Origin of the sequence: Agarivorans aestuarii (genome assembly GCF_019670125.1) — a bacterium.
GTDB lineage: Bacteria > Pseudomonadota > Gammaproteobacteria > Enterobacterales > Celerinatantimonadaceae > Agarivorans > Agarivorans aestuarii.
Map to the genome: position 1 here is coordinate 755,941 of NZ_AP023033.1, position 16,550 is coordinate 772,490.

General features: G+C 44.6%; 21 protein-coding genes. 14 read left to right on the plus strand and 7 right to left on the minus strand.

What is annotated here, in order from left to right; genetic code table 11:
- Genes lptC through K5609_RS03555 form a run of 4 tightly spaced genes read right to left on the minus strand, consistent with a single transcriptional unit; the run spans nt 1 to nt 3,079 of the window.
- Nucleotides 1–558: an LPS export ABC transporter periplasmic protein LptC gene (gene lptC, locus K5609_RS03540; RefSeq protein ID WP_221075983.1), complete on the minus strand. Its 558-nt coding sequence runs from the start codon at nt 556–558 to the stop codon at nt 1–3.
- The gene (kdsC, locus tag K5609_RS03545) at nt 555–1,106 is read right to left on the minus strand and encodes a 3-deoxy-manno-octulosonate-8-phosphatase KdsC (RefSeq protein WP_221075984.1); all 552 of its coding nucleotides are present in this window, start codon (nt 1,104–1,106) and stop codon (nt 555–557) included. The genes lptC and kdsC overlap by 4 nt, the downstream gene beginning before the upstream one ends.
- A complete protein-coding gene (locus K5609_RS03550; protein ID WP_221075985.1) occupies nt 1,106–2,071 on the minus strand; it encodes a KpsF/GutQ family sugar-phosphate isomerase in 966 nt (321 codons plus the stop codon). Before K5609_RS03550 ends, kdsC begins: the two co-directional genes overlap by 1 nt.
- A 39-nt stretch (nt 2,072–2,110) precedes the next feature.
- Nucleotides 2,111–3,079, minus strand: a complete 969-nt coding sequence (locus K5609_RS03555) for a calcium/sodium antiporter (protein WP_221075986.1) — start codon at nt 3,077–3,079, stop codon at nt 2,111–2,113.
- A gap of 147 nt (nt 3,080–3,226) precedes the next feature.
- Between K5609_RS03555 and K5609_RS03560 the strand changes: the two genes are divergently transcribed.
- Genes K5609_RS03560 through murA form a run of 7 tightly spaced genes read left to right on the plus strand, consistent with a single transcriptional unit; the run spans nt 3,227 to nt 7,758 of the window.
- Complete coding sequence (locus K5609_RS03560; protein WP_246611939.1) at nt 3,227–4,027, plus strand: ATP-binding cassette domain-containing protein; 801 nt, start codon at nt 3,227–3,229, stop codon at nt 4,025–4,027.
- Entirely contained in the window at nt 4,024–4,800 is a 777-nt protein-coding gene (mlaE, locus tag K5609_RS03565; RefSeq protein WP_425514833.1) for a lipid asymmetry maintenance ABC transporter permease subunit MlaE, read from the plus strand. Before K5609_RS03560 ends, mlaE begins: the two co-directional genes overlap by 4 nt.
- Nucleotides 4,801–4,814: 14 nt before the next feature.
- The gene (mlaD, locus tag K5609_RS03570; protein ID WP_221075987.1) at nt 4,815–5,282 is read left to right on the plus strand and encodes an outer membrane lipid asymmetry maintenance protein MlaD; all 468 of its coding nucleotides are present in this window, start codon (nt 4,815–4,817) and stop codon (nt 5,280–5,282) included.
- Nucleotide 5,283: 1 nt separating this feature from the next.
- Nucleotides 5,284–5,925 (plus strand): MlaC/ttg2D family ABC transporter substrate-binding protein, encoded by a 642-nt coding sequence (locus tag K5609_RS03575; protein ID WP_221075988.1) that lies wholly within the window; start codon nt 5,284–5,286, stop codon nt 5,923–5,925.
- Complete coding sequence (locus tag K5609_RS03580) at nt 5,922–6,200, plus strand: STAS domain-containing protein (RefSeq protein ID WP_221075989.1); 279 nt, start codon at nt 5,922–5,924, stop codon at nt 6,198–6,200. Before K5609_RS03575 ends, K5609_RS03580 begins: the two co-directional genes overlap by 4 nt.
- 22 nt (nt 6,201–6,222) lie before the next feature.
- Complete coding sequence (locus K5609_RS03585) at nt 6,223–6,477, plus strand: BolA family protein (protein ID WP_016400755.1); 255 nt, start codon at nt 6,223–6,225, stop codon at nt 6,475–6,477.
- A gap of 15 nt (nt 6,478–6,492) precedes the next feature.
- Nucleotides 6,493–7,758, plus strand: a complete 1,266-nt coding sequence (gene murA, locus K5609_RS03590; RefSeq protein ID WP_016400756.1) for a UDP-N-acetylglucosamine 1-carboxyvinyltransferase — start codon at nt 6,493–6,495, stop codon at nt 7,756–7,758.
- Here the strand turns inward: murA and degS are convergent.
- From degS to K5609_RS03605, 3 genes are all read right to left on the minus strand, one after another.
- Entirely contained in the window at nt 7,742–8,836 is a 1,095-nt protein-coding gene (gene degS, locus K5609_RS03595; protein ID WP_221075990.1) for an outer membrane-stress sensor serine endopeptidase DegS, read from the minus strand. The genes murA and degS overlap by 17 nt on opposite strands.
- 97 nt (nt 8,837–8,933) lie before the next feature.
- Nucleotides 8,934–10,301: a Do family serine endopeptidase gene (locus K5609_RS03600; protein WP_016400758.1), complete on the minus strand. Its 1,368-nt coding sequence runs from the start codon at nt 10,299–10,301 to the stop codon at nt 8,934–8,936.
- Nucleotides 10,302–10,380: 79 nt separating this feature from the next.
- On the minus strand, nt 10,381–10,785 hold the full coding sequence (locus tag K5609_RS03605; RefSeq protein WP_221075991.1) for a Z-ring associated ZapG family protein: 405 nt from the start codon (nt 10,783–10,785) through the stop codon (nt 10,381–10,383).
- A 107-nt stretch (nt 10,786–10,892) separates the two neighbouring features.
- Between K5609_RS03605 and zapE the strand changes: the two genes are divergently transcribed.
- From zapE to sspA, 7 genes are all read left to right on the plus strand, one after another.
- Nucleotides 10,893–12,008, plus strand: a complete 1,116-nt coding sequence (zapE, locus tag K5609_RS03610) for a cell division protein ZapE (RefSeq protein WP_221075992.1) — start codon at nt 10,893–10,895, stop codon at nt 12,006–12,008.
- 192 nt (nt 12,009–12,200) lie between these two features.
- The gene (rplM, locus tag K5609_RS03615) at nt 12,201–12,629 is read left to right on the plus strand and encodes a 50S ribosomal protein L13 (protein ID WP_016400761.1); all 429 of its coding nucleotides are present in this window, start codon (nt 12,201–12,203) and stop codon (nt 12,627–12,629) included.
- A 17-nt stretch (nt 12,630–12,646) separates the two neighbouring features.
- Entirely contained in the window at nt 12,647–13,039 is a 393-nt protein-coding gene (rpsI, locus tag K5609_RS03620) for a 30S ribosomal protein S9 (protein ID WP_221075993.1), read from the plus strand.
- Nucleotides 13,040–13,281: 242 nt separating this feature from the next.
- A complete protein-coding gene (petA, locus tag K5609_RS03625; protein WP_221075994.1) occupies nt 13,282–13,872 on the plus strand; it encodes a ubiquinol-cytochrome c reductase iron-sulfur subunit in 591 nt (196 codons plus the stop codon).
- Nucleotide 13,873: 1 nt separating this feature from the next.
- Nucleotides 13,874–15,085 carry a cytochrome b gene (locus K5609_RS03630; protein WP_016400764.1) on the plus strand — a complete coding sequence of 404 codons (1,212 nt, stop codon included), beginning with the start codon at nt 13,874–13,876 and terminating at the stop codon, nt 15,083–15,085.
- Complete coding sequence (locus tag K5609_RS03635) at nt 15,085–15,819, plus strand: cytochrome c1 (protein ID WP_040306950.1); 735 nt, start codon at nt 15,085–15,087, stop codon at nt 15,817–15,819. Before K5609_RS03630 ends, K5609_RS03635 begins: the two co-directional genes overlap by 1 nt.
- 86 nt (nt 15,820–15,905) lie before the next feature.
- The gene (gene sspA, locus K5609_RS03640; protein ID WP_221075995.1) at nt 15,906–16,541 is read left to right on the plus strand and encodes a stringent starvation protein SspA; all 636 of its coding nucleotides are present in this window, start codon (nt 15,906–15,908) and stop codon (nt 16,539–16,541) included.
- The last annotated feature ends 9 nt before the right edge of the window (nt 16,542–16,550 follow it).

The window sequence follows — 16,550 nt, forward strand, 5'->3', positions numbered from 1 at the left end:
TTACTCTTGTGGATTGTGGTAAACCGCTTCGATATCATCTAATAAAGTCACTATTTCGTTGGCTAAATCACCGTCCATGCCAACCCCATACAGTTCGTATGAAGGGCCATATACGGTAACAGGTTGATCGCTGCTCATGGTTTCTGTTTGCAGATCGATCTCCAATCTTTCGGTTATTAAGTCGCGAACATACTCGCCTCGACTCAAATTTTTAATTACTACATTGTCATTTAAAATGACGTTTTGCTGCTGCTGTACTGTAGCGTGATCGGCCACAATTTGCCATACAGGTTGGCTAGGATCTGGGTACACTAGGATCTTGGGTTGAGCAAAAGTAGTGTGCTTAAGTTGTTCAAAAAACTCCATTTCCTCAGCGTAGATACGATAGCGTGGGCTACCGTTCTCGCCAAAGCTTACGCTGTAGAGTTTTTCTGCAACAAAGTTTGGTTTGCTCGCTTCACGCTTGGCACTTAACTGCTCTGTTTCTGAGGGGCTGAGTTGCCACAGCACCAAGGCCAGCACAAATAGGCTAGCAAAAAACCAAGTGGGGCGATTCATACGCTCATACCTTGAGCATTATCCAACTCGCCTTTGGCTTGTAATAGTAAATCACAAAGCTCTCGCACCGCGCCAAAGCCGCCGCGGGTTTGGGTAATAAAGTGGGCGCTTTGTTTACACAATGGATGGGCGTCTTGTACTGCCACACCTAAACCACAGGCGCGCATCACTGGAGTGTCTACCACGTCATCGCCAATATAGGCGACTTCTTCAGGGCGTAATGACAGTTGCTCCAGCATTTGTTGGTAGGCCACCAGTTTGTCTTGTTGACCTTGATAAATGCGAGTAATGCCTAAAGCCTGCATACGATGCTGCACAATATTAGATTGGCGGCCGGTAATAATGGCGACTTCGATACCAATATTAAGCAGTGCTTTAATGCCAAAGCCGTCGTGAGTATGAAAAGCTTTTAGTTCTTCGCCGTCGTTACCCATGTAAATGCGGCCATCGGAGAACACGCCATCTACATCGCACACTAACAGTTTAATCTTCGACGCTGCATCAAAGTTGCTTTGGCTTACTTCGCCATAAGGTGTGTTAATGCTCACTAATAAACTCCAGCTTGCAACAAGGTATGCATATTAAACGCACCGACTACAGTGTTGTCCTTGAGCACAAACAAGCCATTGATTGATTTAGCCTTCATCAGTTTTAAGGCATCGAAAGCTAGCCAAGTATCTTCTATCACCTTGGGGTTTTCGGTCATCACTTGGCCTATTGGGGTGTCGTGAATGTCGATGCGTTGATCAAGAATACGGCGTAAATCTCCATCGGTAAAAATACCGGCTAGTTGTTGCTCGGCGTTAAGTACGCCCACCATGCCTAAGCCTTTGGCGGTAATTTCAAATAAGGCTTCGCGAATAGTTTGTTCGACTGTTACCAGTGGGATTTGTTCCCCAGTTAACATTAAGTCACTCACACTCAATAGCAGTTTTTTACCTAAAGTACCGCCAGGGTGAGATAGAGCAAAGTCATCGGCGGTAAAACCGCGAGCTTCTAACAGGGCTACTGCTAGGGCATCACCCATAACTAATGTGGCGGTAGAACTTGCCGTTGGCGCTAAACCTAGGGGGCAAGCTTCACGAGGAACCGAGATGCACAAATGGTAGTTAGCCAGCTTGGCCATTGACGAGCTCGGATTGCTGGTCATGGCTATAGAGCGCACACCAATACGATTAAATACTGGGTAAAGCGATAAGATTTCTTCAGATTCACCCGAATTAGATAAGGCTAATACAATGTCGTCGGCGGCAATCATGCCTAAGTCGCCATGACATGCTTCGCCAGGGTGAACAAAAAAGGCCGGGGTGCCAGTAGAAGCTAAAGTAGCAGCAATTTTATTGGCGATATGACCCGATTTACCCATGCCAGTGAGAATTACCTTACCTTTACAGGCCAAAATCATTTCGCAAGCGGCGGTAAAGTCTTGGTTGATATACTGGTGAAGGTTATCAATACCCAAGCTTTCAATCTCTAATACACGCTTAGCAACAGCGACGTAATCAAATGACACTCACTTCCCCTTGATTTACAAATTAGTAACAACAGCGACTTATGCTAAGAATAATAGCATTTGGTAGCCTATGAAGCCGCTTAACAATAAGCCACCTTCCCAGCGGGTGATTTTACGGCTTTTACCAAAGCCCATGGCCATGATAAATAACAGCACGGTGACTCCCATCATTACATAAAAGTCACGTCCGGCTGCGTTGGCATCAATCGGCCCCGGTGACAACATGGCTGGTACCGCCAATACGGCGAGAATATTGAAAAGGTTGGAGCCAATAATATTACCCAGCACCAAGTCGTCTTCTTTTTTAATCACACCAGCAATACACGCTGCCAACTCAGGCAAGCTGGTGCCAATAGCAATAATGGTTAAGCCAATCACCAAATCACTCATGCCAAAGTAGCGAGCGATTTCTGAGGCCGAGCCCACCAACAAATCGGCGCTAAGCGGCAGCACGATAATCCCCACCACTAGCCACAATAAGGCTTTGCTGGTTGGCACATCGTTAGGTACTTCCGATTCTGCTTCCTCAACCATTGGATCAACTTTATTGCTGCTGCGTTGACGTAGCGAATTGATAATTAAGTAGGCCATCATTGCTACAAATAAGCTGAGCAATATTACGCCTTCAAGGTAACCGAGTTGTTTATCGTGAAGTACCCAACCAGCAACTGCTGTTGCCCCGAGTACCATTGGTAACTCTCTAAATAAAGTAGAAGACGAAACCATTAAGGGCTTAAGTAGGGCAGTTAAACCCAACACCAAGGTAATATTGGTGATATTGGAACCAATCACGTTTCCTACCGCGGTATTCATTTTGCCTTCTAAAGACGCTGTGGCCGACACCATGATCTCTGGCGCCGAGGAGCCTAAAGCCACAATGGTTAAGCCAATAATCATTGGCGATAAACCAAAATTGTTGGCAATGGCCGCTGCGCCAAAAACAAAACGGTCGGCACTCCATACCAACAATGCTAAGCCTACAACCAACAATAAAAATTCAACTAGCATGTAAGTCCTTAAGTTTAAAAATATCCACGATGCAAAAAAATCGAAGCATTGTCGGCATTTTCCCAGTAAAAGGGAAGAGTTTAGCCTTGAGTGTAAGCAATTATCTCAATAATATGTCTGCCTTGGCCAATCAAGATTGCTCACGGAGTGGCAGATAGTTTGATTGAAGTAAAACAACTGGCGTTTCAGCGTGGCGATAAAGTCATCTTTGAAGGCTTAGACCTGCATATTCCCACTGGTAAAATCACTGCCATTATGGGGCCTAGTGGTATTGGTAAAACAACCTTACTCAAATTAATTGGCGGTCAGTTAAAACCAACTGGCGGCGAAGTGCTTATCGATCAGCAAAATGTTCACCTGCTTAGTCGTAGCGAATTGTTTAAACTGCGTAAGCGAATTGGCATGCTGTTCCAAAGCGGCGCTTTGTTTAGCGACCTTAACGTGTTTGAGAATGTTGCCTTCCCGCTTCGCGAGCATACTCAATTGCCAGAACCAGTATTACGTAACTTAGTGCTAATGAAGCTACAAGCGGTAGGGCTACGCGGCACTGCTCAACTGATGCCGGGTGATTTGTCGGGCGGCATGGCACGCCGAGTAGCGCTGGCACGAGCGATTGCCTTAGAGCCAGAGATCATTCTTTATGATGAGCCTTTTGTTGGCCAAGACCCAATCTCTATGGGCGTGCTGATTAAGCTTATTCAGGGTTTGAACCAAAGCCTGCAGCTTACCTCAGTAATTGTTTCCCACGATGTGAATGAAGTATTGAGCATTGCTGACTATGTGTTTGTGATTGATGGTCACAGCGTACTAGCGCAAGGAACGGTGGCGGAGATTGCTAATAATCCTAACCCACGCTTGGCTCAATTCCTTGAAGGGCAGGCCGATGGCCCAGCCGCATTTCATTATCCTGCTGAAGACTACGCGCAAGCATTAAAGGCGAGTTTATGATTGACGCTATTGCAGCTTTAGGCCGCAACACCTTATTACGTGTAGGGGCTCTGGGACGAGCTAGTTTAATGCTTTGGCATGCTTTATTAACTTTTCCCAGCAAGCAGCTACTTAAAGACACCATTCGCCAGATTTATGTGGTGGGCGTGCAGTCACTGCCTATTATTGCGGTTTCGGGCTTGTTTATTGGCATGGTGTTAGCGCTGCAGGGCTACCATATACTGGTAGATTTTGGTGCAGAGACCAGCCTTGGTCCCATGGTGGCTTTGTCACTATTGCGAGAACTTGGCCCGGTAGTTACCGCATTGTTGTTTGCCGGCAGAGCTGGCTCAGCGTTAACAGCTGAAATAGGTTTGATGAAAACCACCGAACAGCTCTCGAGTATGGAAATGATGGCCGTTGATCCACTTAAACGGGTGATTGCTCCACGTTTATGGGCTGGCTTTATCGCCATGCCGCTGCTTACTTTAATGTTCAACCTAGTAGGTATATGGGGCGGATTTCTGGTTGGTGTTGAGTGGCTGGGAGTTGATAACGGTAGCTTCTGGTCAATTACCGCAGCTTCAATAGAATTTGGTCAAGACATTGGCAATGGCATTATTAAAAGCGCGGTGTTTGCTATAACAGTAGTTTGGGTGGCGTTATTTAATGGCTACGATGCGATGCCGAGCGCTCAGGGAATTAGCCAAGCGACTACACGCAGCGTAGTGCACGCCTCTTTGTTGGTTTTAGCCTTGGATTTTGTACTAACCGCCTTGATGTTTGGCAGCTAGGTTTAGGGAATAACATGAAAGTAAATAAATTAGAATTGTCGGTTGGTTTGTTTGTATTGCTAGGCATTGCAGCCTTACTGATTTTGTCACTTAAAATAGCTGATAGCCAATTAGGTAAAAACACCGATACCTACACCTTGTATGCTAAGTTCGACAATATCGGCGGGCTAAAAGCACGCTCGCCAGTGAAAGTTGGCGGTGTGGTTGTTGGTCGTGTAGAGAAGATTCACCTTGATACTGAGGATTACATGCCAAAAGTCACCTTAAGCATGTATCGTCAATATGGTTTTTACCCCGAGACCAGTTCATTATCCATTCTTACAGCCGGCTTGTTAGGTGAGCAATATATTGGTCTGACACCGGGTTTTGTATTGGATGATATTGAAGACTTGAATGACGGTGATGTGATCGAAGACACCAAATCGGCGTTAGTACTTGAAGAACTAATTGGGCAATTCCTGTTTTCTATAACGGAGAAATAGCATGTTTATAAGACGCTTGATGTTGGCAGTAACACTGCTGTTTAGTGTTAATGCTTTAGCTGAACAAGTAAACGAAAACCCCTATCGTTTGATGAGCTATGTGGCAGAGCAAACCTTTAGTCGCTTAGCCGAAGTAGATAGAGACGCCGCGGATTCCGCTCAGCAAATTGAAGATATTGTGCGCGAACAGTTAATGCCGCACATCGACTATCGCTACGCCTCTTTTGTAGTGTTAGGTAAGCAAATTAAAAAAACCACTAAGCCGCAACGGGTAGAGTTTACCGCCGCTTTTAAAGAATATTTAGTAAGCACTTACACTCAAGCTTTGGGTCAATACAAGCAACAACAAGTAAATATTGAGCCAGAACGCTCTGTAGAAGGAAAATCTAAAGTTGGCGTTAAAGCGCAATTTGTTGATGGTGAACGTCCACCGATTAAGTTGGAGTTTAAGTTCCGTAAGCTTAAGAATAAAACACCTGACAGCCCCGACCGTTGGCTGGCCTACGATCTCATCGCAGAGGGTGTTAGTTTACTTTCAACAAAACAATCTGAGATGGATAGTCTGATTCGCGCCAATGGTATTGATGGGGTTATTAAGCTGCTACAAGACAAAAACTTTGCGGCTAATGAGTCTAAATCATGAAGGCAGAATTGAGCGTTGAGCAGCAGTGTTTATCGCTTAGCGGAGATTGGGATAGCCAACAAGTTGCACTTAAGTGGAACGAATTGCTGACTTGCCAAGCTCAAGAATTAGATCTTGCGAAGCTCAAGCGGATTGACTCTGCAGGAATAGCCGCTATTATCACCGCGTTAAAACCGGAACCCAGTAAGCGCTTATTAATTAAGCAGTGTCCTGAACAAGCCAAGTTGTTATTTAAACTCTATGAGTTAGACAGCTTGTTGCACTTTGAAGATTAACGCACTTAACGCGGAGCGAATTATGCAACCAGAACAAATCGAAGAAATCTTATCGCAAGCGCTTGAGTTAGAGCATGTGCAAGTGAGTGGTGAAGGTAATCACTTTCAAGTTGTTGCTGTTGGTGCAATGTTTACGGATTTATCGCGAGTTAAAAAACAACAAGCGGTTTATGCACCACTGAAAGAGTACATTGCGAGTAATGAAATTCACGCTTTAGGAATAAAAGCGTTCACTCCTGATGAATGGCAAAAGCAACAGAAGTTTGGCCAATTGTAGTCTTTAGGAGTTTTAGTGGATAAGTTTAGAATTGAAGGTGGCTGCCGCCTAGAGGGTGAAGTGGCTATCTCGGGGGCAAAAAACGCGGCTCTGCCAATCCTTTTTGCAACCCTATTATGTGAAGAGCAAGTTACTCTACACAATGTTCCTCAGCTAAGAGACATTGGCACTACTTGTAAGATGCTTGAGCATCTTGGGCGCGAAGTAGAAGTTAAGGGCGAAACCGTTATTGTTAAAGCGGGCAAAGCCAATGATTTTGTTGCTCCTTATGAATTAGTTAAAACCATGCGAGCTTCTATTATGGCTTTAGGGCCATTAGTGGCGCGTTATGGTGAAGCCGATGTATCACTACCTGGCGGGTGTGCCATTGGTGCGCGCCCAGTTAATTTACATATTCATGGCTTAGAGCTTATGCAAGCTAATATGAGTGTGGAAGATGGTTATGTAAAAGCTCGCGTAGACGGCCGCTTAAAAGGTGCCCGCATCTTTATGGACATGGTGAGTGTAACCGGTACAGAAAACTTAATGATGGCTGCTGCGCTGGCTGAGGGCGAAACCATTATAGAAAACGCCGCTCGCGAACCTGAAGTGGTTGACCTAGCCGATTTCTTGAATACCTTAGGTGCCGACATTAAAGGTGCTGGTAGCGACACCATTGTAATTAATGGCGTAGAGAGCTTACACAGTGGCGAATACAGTGTTTTACCCGACCGCATAGAAACTGGTACTTACTTGGTGGGTGCTGCGGTAACTGGTGGTAAAGTGCGTTGTACCCATACCGATCCAGGTTTAATGGAATCGGTGCTTTCTAAGTTGGAAGAAGCGGGCGCTAAGGTTACTAGTGGTAAAGACTGGATTGAAGTTGATATGCAAGGCTGTCAGCTTAAAGCCGTAAACGTGAAAACAGCACCTCATCCAGCATTCCCTACCGATATGCAAGCACAGTTTACCGTGTTAAACATTGTTGCTGAAGGCACCGGACACGTGACGGAGACTATCTTCGAAAACCGCTTTATGCACGTGCCAGAGTTAATGCGTATGGGGGCGGAAATTGAGTTAGAAGGTAATACCGCTATTTGTAAGCATTCTGAGCACTTAACTGGCGCGCAGGTAATGGCGACTGATTTACGTGCGTCTGCTAGCTTAGTGATTGCTGCATTGGTCGCTGAAGGCGAAACCGTAGTCGACCGGATTTACCATATTGACCGCGGTTATCAAAACATCGAAACCAAGTTTGCCAACCTAGGTGCAAAAATTACTCGTTTTAACGACCGCTCGTAGGTCGAGTAGGCAGTTTTAACTCAGTAATCTTAACGGGGAGCTCAAGTAGTTCCCCGTTTCTATATAGGCGAACCATAATCTCTGAGCCTGGGCGCGTTTCCGCCACAATATCCATGGCCTGTTTGATTGACTCGATATCTGTCCCTGCAATGCTCACCAATATGTCATTTGCTTGAATACCTGCTTTACCAGCTGGGCCGCTTGGATCAAGCCCACTCACAATTACCCCTCGGGTTTCATTTAGCTTTAAGCGAGAGGCGAGTAAAGGCGTAATTTTTTGCCCGTCTAAGCCTAGATAACCACGTACAATGGTGCCGTCTTTAATCAGCCCCTGCATGATTTTTTTGGCTAATACATAAGGAATAGCAAAACTAATCCCGTAAGTATCAGCTGCATCGTTTAAGTGATAGGCAGAGGTATTAATTCCCACTAACTCACCACGAGTATTCACTAAAGCGCCACCAGAATTACCACGGTTAATCGCTGCATCGGTTTGTAAAAAGTCTTGGCGGCCGGTTGAGCTCATACCGCTGCGTCCAGCAGCGCTAATAATGCCTTGGGTAATGGTTTGGCCTACGTTGTATGGGTTACCTATTGCCAACACTACATCACCAACCTGCGTTGCCAATTGGTCGTTTTGCGGAATAACAGGGAGATCTGGAGAGGCTTCAATTTTAAGTACAGCGAGGTCGGTGATCATGTCGCCACCCACTAAATCGGCATTAAATACGCGGCCATCTTGTAAGGCGATGACAATTTGATCGGAGTTGGCAATAACGTGAAGGTTGGTTAATACAAAACCTTGTTTAGACATAATAACGCCAGAGCCTAAACCTTGAGACTCGAGTTGAGTGTCTACATTCACATAAGATTGTAAGAAGCTGCGGGTATAGATATTTACCACTGCGGGCGCCGCGCGCCTAGACGCTTGTGCGTAGCTGACTAGCGGTGTATCGGTATAGTCATCGAGCAGTTGCTTACTGTTTTCACGAAATTCCGGAAACGCAAACAAAATGCCCAGTGCTATTGCTAATCCAAAAAAAGCGGGCTTGAGTAAATACTTGATTATAGCTAACAATTGTTCTTCTCCGGCTAGATTCTCAGCATAGCACGCAGATTCTGGAGACAAAAGAAAAGGCGACTAATAAGTCGCCTTTATTGTTAATCATCTCAATCTATTGAATGATTCGGTAGAGGTTTTCATCACCGCGTTGAATATTTACAGCTAGCACCTTGGGCTCGGTTTCCAAGAGGGCGCGCAAATCAGCGATACTCGTGATGCGAATTTTGTTGATGCCAATAATGATATCGCCTTCTTCTAAGCCGTTAGCAAAGGCTTTAGAGTTACGCGCAACTTTATTGACTCGCACGCCTGATATGTCTGCGTCTTTACCGGTAGAGCTCAAACTTGCGCCTTCAAGGGCAGGGTGCATTACCTTAGCATTAATGTTTTGTTCTTCTGCCTGCTGTAAGGTCACTTTAAAATCGATAGGTTTACCGTCTCTAATTGCGCCAATTTTAATGGTTTTACCTGCGCCCATGGTGCCAATTTTGGCACGCAGTTCAGCAAAGCTTTTCACCTTTTTATCATCAACGGCAATGATGATGTCGCCTGGCTCAATGCCGGCTTTATCGGCCGCTGACCCCTGCATAACTTGGTTAACAAACGCGCCATGTTGCGAGTCGGTGCCAAAAGCCTTGGCTAAATCACTGTTAAGCTCGCCACCGGTTACACCCAGCACGCCTCGACGTACTTCACCAAACTCGATAATTTGATCCGCTAAATTACGCACCATGTTACTTGGAATGGCGAAACCAATACCGATGTTGCCACCGTTAGGCGCAATAATTGCGGTGTTGATGCCAATTAGCTCACCGCGTAAGTTGATTAAGGCACCGCCAGAGTTCCCGCTATTAATCGCAGCATCGGTTTGAATGAAGTTTTCTAGGTTTTCAATGTTTAAACCACTCCGCCCCAATGCGCTCACTATGCCTGAAGTGACGGTTTGGCCTAGGCCAAAAGGGTTACCAATAGCGACAGTAAAATCACCTACACGAAGCTCATCAGAATCTGCCAGCTTAATATCAACCAGTTCATCGGCCTCTATTTGCAGCAGTGCAATATCGGTATGACGATCACTACCCAATACTTCCGCTTCAAAGGTGCGGCCATCTTTGAGAGTGACAACAATTTCATCAGCTTCGTGAATCACATGGTAATTGGTGATTACGTAACCCTTTTTTGCATCAACTACTACACCGGAACCTAGGCCTTGAAAAGGGCGCTCTTGTTCGGCGTTACCAGGATTACCTTCTGGACCGAAGAAGTACTTAAATAACTCTGGAAGTTGTTGTTGAGAAACTTTAGTACCCGCAACAGAGATATTAACCACGGCGGGGGTGGCTTGTTCAAGCACTGGGGCTAAGCTGGGAAGTTCTTCGCCACCAACGGAAAAAGGCAGGGCAGCGTGAGCTTGGAAGGTATTGATGCCGAGAAAGAGAGACAACAATACAATGACAAATTTCTTAGTGGAAACACTCATCTAAATACCTCAATAAACACATGTCATTATAAAAAAGCAGGATCTTAATGACCCTGCTTAGTTTAAAAAGTTCAATGATTTAGCTAGCTTTACGCTGAGCTTCGGTAAATAAACCAGATGGTTGATTAGAGTAATCTTTCGGTTGGGCTTCACTTGATTCAACCGTTTCGTCTAGCTCTAACTTTTCTTGATAATCAGCAAATAGCTGCGGCTGAGCTACGTCTTCGCTGATTAATGATTTTGACTGGCTGGCCATATGTTCGTATATGCCTTGGTATTGCTTAGCCATGTCTTCAAGTAGTTGAGCACTGGTTGCAAAGTGCTCTTGAACTTGCTCTTTATAACTGTCTAACTCAGCTTCATTTTGTTCGAGTTCTTGCTTCATATTGGCATCGCTACCAACCGGCTTTGATGCTATACGACTAAGGAAGAAGCCAATAGCGACACCAATAAGAAGAAAAATCATACTGCTAATTGCGCTCATATTATTCCTTTGTTGGTCTTGATGAACTTTCAATATACTTGAGAATGCTTTCACATGGTACTATCAATTTTCGACTAATTTTAGCGGGTTCTGGGAATAGGGAAAGGATGACTCCACAGCAACAATACGAGCAAGATCTGCAAGCTCATGATTTTATAAAAGACAATGCACAGGCATTCGCCGTTACCCAGCTGCAACGCGTATTTGAACAATTAAACGAAAAGCCCGCTTCCGCTGCTGTTCCCTCATCTTTTTTTTCCAAGTTAATAAGTCGATTTTCTAACGCTGATGTACTCACTAAGCCTTCTGTTCAAGGCCTTTACATGTGGGGAGGCGTTGGCCGAGGAAAAACCTACCTCATGGACACATTTTTTAACTGCTTACCCCAGCAACGCAAAATGCGAGTGCATTTCCACCGCTTTATGCAGCGGGTGCATCAAGAGTTAAAAAGCTTAACTGCCCAAACTAATCCCCTAGAGGTCGTGGCAGATCGTTTATATCAAGAGGCAGAGGTTATCTGCTTTGATGAGTTTTTTGTCTCAGACATTACCGATGCGATGATTTTAGGAACTCTGTTTGAAGCTTTATTTGAGCGTGGTGTTACCCTGATTGCTACTTCTAATATTCCGCCAGAAGATTTGTATCGCAATGGTTTGCAGCGACAGCGTTTCATCCCAACCATCAAGTTGATTCAACAACATTGCCAAATCATCAATGTAGATGGTGGCAGTGATTATCGAATGCGAACCCTTAATGAGGCTGAGATTTATCATCACCCGCTAGATCAACAAGCGGAACAAAACTTGGCCCAGTATTTTTTGCAGTTGTCTAACGAACCGCGTCAAGCGCTTGGTCAGATTGAAATTAATCAGCGGATGATTAACTTTGTCAATGAGGCCGATAGCGTACTGCATGTTGAATTTAGTGAGTTATGTGAAGGGGCGAGAAGCCAGTTAGATTACATCGAGCTGGCAAGGCTTTATCACACGGTGCTGCTATCGGGTGTGGTGGCAATGGGGGCAAAAAATGATGATGCTGCCCGTCGCTTTATTGCCTTGATTGATGAGTTCTATGAGCGAAACGTTACGTTGATTATTGCGGCAGAAGTGCCGCTAGAGAAGCTCTACCAAGGCGGCCGATTAAGCTTTGAATTTGAGCGTTGTTTGTCTCGTTTACAAGAGATGCAGTCTCACGAGTACTTAGAAAGAGAACACTTACCTTAAATAATCGCAATTAAGGGTGGTTTTTTTTTGTACTTCCCCTATAATCTTGCCACCCCACGTTACATGTCACCGATTTGGTGATACTAACAATCCAGCTTACTCCGTATTCGAAGGGATACTATGAGTGGCTACTTTCACGTTTGTGATTATCACAAACACATGTGTAACAGTTATTTTGGGTTATATATACAAATGAAAACTTTTGTAGCCAAGCCAGACAGCGTTAAACGCGACTGGTACGTTGTAGATGCAGATGGTAAAACTCTGGGTCGTATCGCAACTGAAATCGCTTCTCGCCTACGCGGTAAGCATAAAGCTGAATATACTCCTCACGTTGATACTGGTGATTACATCATCGTAATTAACGCTGAGAAAGTAGCCGTAACAGGCAACAAAGCGAAAGGTAAAATTTACCACTCGCACACTGGTTACCCAGGTGGCTTAAAATCAATTAGCTTTGAAAAGTTAATCGAAAAAGCTCCTGAGCGTGTTATCCAGTCTGCAGTGAAAGGTATGTTGCCAAAAGGTCCTCTAGGCCGTGCAATGTTCCGTAAACTGAAAGTATTCGCTGGACCTGAGCACACTCATGCGGCTCAGCAACCACAAGTATTAGACATTTAAGTTACGGAATTTGAATAATGGCTGAGAATCAATACTACGGCACTGGCCGTCGCAAAAGCTCTACTGCTCGCGTATTTTTAAAAGCAGGTAGTGGTAACATCACTGTAAACAACCGCACTTTGGAAGTTTACTTTGGCCGTGAAACTGCTCGTATGGTAGTTCGTCAACCACTTGAACTAACTGAATTGTTAGAAAAAGTTGACCTACTAGTTACCGTTAAAGGTGGTGGTACAACTGGTCAAGCTGGTGCTATCCGTCACGGTATCACTCGTGCTCTTATGGAATACGACGAAAGTCTACGTCCTGAGCTACGTAAAGCTGGTTTCGTTACCCGTGATGCGCGTAAAGTTGAGCGTAAGAAAGTTGGTCTACGTAAAGCACGTCGTCGTCCGCAATTCTCTAAACGTTAATTGCTATACACATTCGTGTTACAAAAAAGCTCGGCTATGCCGGGCTTTTCTTTATTCTAAAAGGTTAAAAACCTTGATTTCCCTTGTCAATTTGTGTGTTTTTTATTACTATTTTGTTCGCATTTACCTGCAATAATGTAGTAGCAAGTAAACGCTACCAGTAGCAGAAAAACGCTACCTTGTGCAGCATGCCGCAAGGAAAATTACAATAATTGCGCGGATCCTTACCGGAGAGACATTGGATGAGCAACGCTCCTGTCGATGCTGGCCGCCGTCGCTTCCTAACCTGGACAACAGCTGTTGTCGGTGGTGTAGGAGCAACGTTTGCCGCAGTACCTTTTATCAGTTCATGGAATCCGAGTGCCAAAGCTAAAGCAGCTGGAGCACCGGTAGAAGTGGATATTAGCAAAATAGAACCTGGACAATTACTACGTGTTGAATGGCGTGGTAAACCTGTTTGGGTGGTTAACCGTCCTCAGTCGGTTCTCGATAACTTAAACACCATTGGTGATAGGTTACGTGACCCTGAATCCGAGGAGCCTCAGCAACCCGATTATACAGTCAACGTACATCGCTCAATTAAACCTGAGCTATTTGTGGGTGTGGGCTTGTGTACTCACCTTGGCTGTTCACCCACCTATTTACCTGGCAGCTTTGCTGAACAAGTAAAAGGTGTTGAATATGGATTTTTCTGTCCTTGTCATGGTTCGAAGTTTGATATGGCCGGACGAGTATTCCAAAGTGTACCAGCACCACTAAACTTGGTTGTTCCTCCACATTACTATGTTGATGAAACCACCATTTTGGTCGGCTTGGACCAGGGAGAGGCATAAGATGAAGGCACTTATCGGTTGGATCGATGAACGGATCCCGTTGACTAAGACCTACAATAAACATGTGGGCCAATACCCGACACCAAAAAACTTTAACTTTTGGTATATTTTTGGCTTTATTGCCATGGTGGTATTAGTTAATCAAATCCTTACAGGTATTTGGTTAACTATGAATTACAACCCATCAGGTGATGGAGCATTTGCCTCTATTGAATACATCATGCGTGATGTGGAATATGGTTGGCTACTGCGTTACATGCATTCCACCGGGGCGTCAGCTTTCTTTGTGGTGATTTATTTGCACATGTATCGTGGCTTAATTTACGGCTCTTACCAAAAACCTCGCGAACTGATTTGGTTGTTCGGGATGTTAATTTTCTTGGTATTAATGGCCGAAGCATTCATGGGTTACTTACTTCCTTGGGGACAAATGTCTTACTGGGGGGCGCAGGTAATTATTTCGCTGTTTGGGGCTATACCGGTAATTGGTGATGACCTCACTCTGTGGATCCGTGGGGACTATGTTATCTCTGGGGCAACCCTTAACCGCTTCTTTGCTTTGCATGTTATTGCATTGCCCTTAGTGCTGGTTATGTTGGTGTTTTTACACATTGTAGCGCTGCATGAAGTTGGCTCTAACAACCCAGACGGCATCGAGATTAAAGCGAACAAAGACGAGAATGGTTGGCCGAAAGACGGCATACCTTTCCACCCTTACTTTACGGTTAAAGACTTAGCGGCCATTGTAGGCTTCTTGTTCTTCTTCTGTTGGGTGATGTTCTTCTTCCCAGAAGGTGGAGGCTTCTTCCTAGAGCCGCCAAACTTTGAAGCAGCTAATCCGCTTAAAACACCAGAGCATATTGCGCCGGTTTGGTATTTCACACCGTTCTATGCAATTTTGCGTGCGGTACCCGATAAATTACTGGGTGTAGTGATGATGGGCGCATCTATTGCGGTGTTATTTGTATTACCGTGGTTAGACCGCTGTAAAGTGAAGTCAATTCGCTACCGTAGTGTCATACATAAGCTTAACATCGCTCAGTTTGTTATATGTTTTGTGATTCTAGGGGTGCTAGGTGCTTTACCTTCAACCGACCTATTAACTTGGATCGCACGTATCGCAACTGTTGGTTACTTTGGTTATTTCCTACTACTGTGGATTTACAGTAAAAACGAGAAAACTAAGCCAGTTCCAGAAAGGGTGACCAAATGATGAAAAATATTTTTTTAGCATTCGCGTTGCTGGTTCCTAGCTTGGCGTTTGCCGCTGGTTCGACAGTTCCTTTAGACAAAGCGAACTATGACTTAAGTGATAAAGCTTCGTTACAAAACGGCGCCAAGTTATTTATGAATTACTGTTTTGGCTGTCATAGTGCTCAATACCAGCGTTATAATCGTGTAGCAGAAGATTTAGGTATTCCAATTAAGTTAATGGAAGAAAACTTGATTTTTACCGGGGTAAAACCAGGTGAATTGATGCAAAATGCCATCCAAGAAAAAGACGCTGCTAAGTGGTTTGGTGCGCCAGCTCCAGATTTAACCTTAGTAGCTCGAGTTCGTGGAGCTGATTGGGTATATACCTATTTACGTTCATTTTATGTTGATGAGACGCGTCCATTTGGGGTGAATAACAAAGTATTCCCAAGTGTTGGTATGCCGCATGTGTTGCAAGAGTTGCAAGGTGTGCCAAACGCGGTTTATGAAACAAGAATGATTGATGGTGAAGATCAGCAAATCTACGTTGGCATCCAATCAGATGGCAGCGGTGAGATGAGCGATGATGAGTATGACCACGCTGTTTTAGACCTAGTTAACTTTTTAGTTTACTCTGCTGAACCTATTCAGCTAGAGCGTAAACGTCTTGGTTACTGGGTGCTTGGTTTCTTATTCATTTTCTTCATTATTAGTTATCTATTGAAGAAAGAATACTGGCGCGACGTACACTAAGTCTTGAGCTAGTATTTAGTTATCGGCAATAGCATTTATGCTGTTGCCGTTTGTGTATTTATTTTAGATGGTTTTTGGAGGATTCAATGGCTGTAGCTGCCAACAAGCGTTCGGTAATGACGCTATACTCTGGTGCTAACGACTTATATAGTCATCAGGTACGTATCGTTTTGGCTGAGAAAGGCGTCAGCGTAGAAATTAATCAGGTTGATCCGGATAACTTACCGGAAGACTTAATTGATTTGAATCCGTACAGCTCTGTTCCAACCTTAGTTGATCGTGAATTGGTGTTGTACCAATCGCAGATCATCATGGAATATTTAGATGAGCGTTTTCCTCATCCGCCGTTAATGCCAGTGTACCCTGTGTCACGTGGTTCAAGCCGCCTTATGATGCACCGTATTAAAAACGACTGGTACACCTTGGTTGCGCAAATTGATAAAGGTGAGAACGCCGAAGCTGCACGTAAGCAATTAACAGAAAGCCTTTTAAGCATTGCCCCGGTTTTTGCTGAAATGCCTTACTTTATGAGTGAAGAATTTAGCCTAGTAGATTGTTACTTAGCACCACTACTTTGGCGTTTACCTACTTTAGGTATCGAGCTAGAAGGCGCGGGTTCTAAAGAAATTAAATCTTATATGATTCGTGTATTCGATCGTGAATCTTTCCAAGCTTCACTGACCGATGCAGAGCGTGAAATTCGCGATGGGTTCTTAGGTTAATGAGTGAAG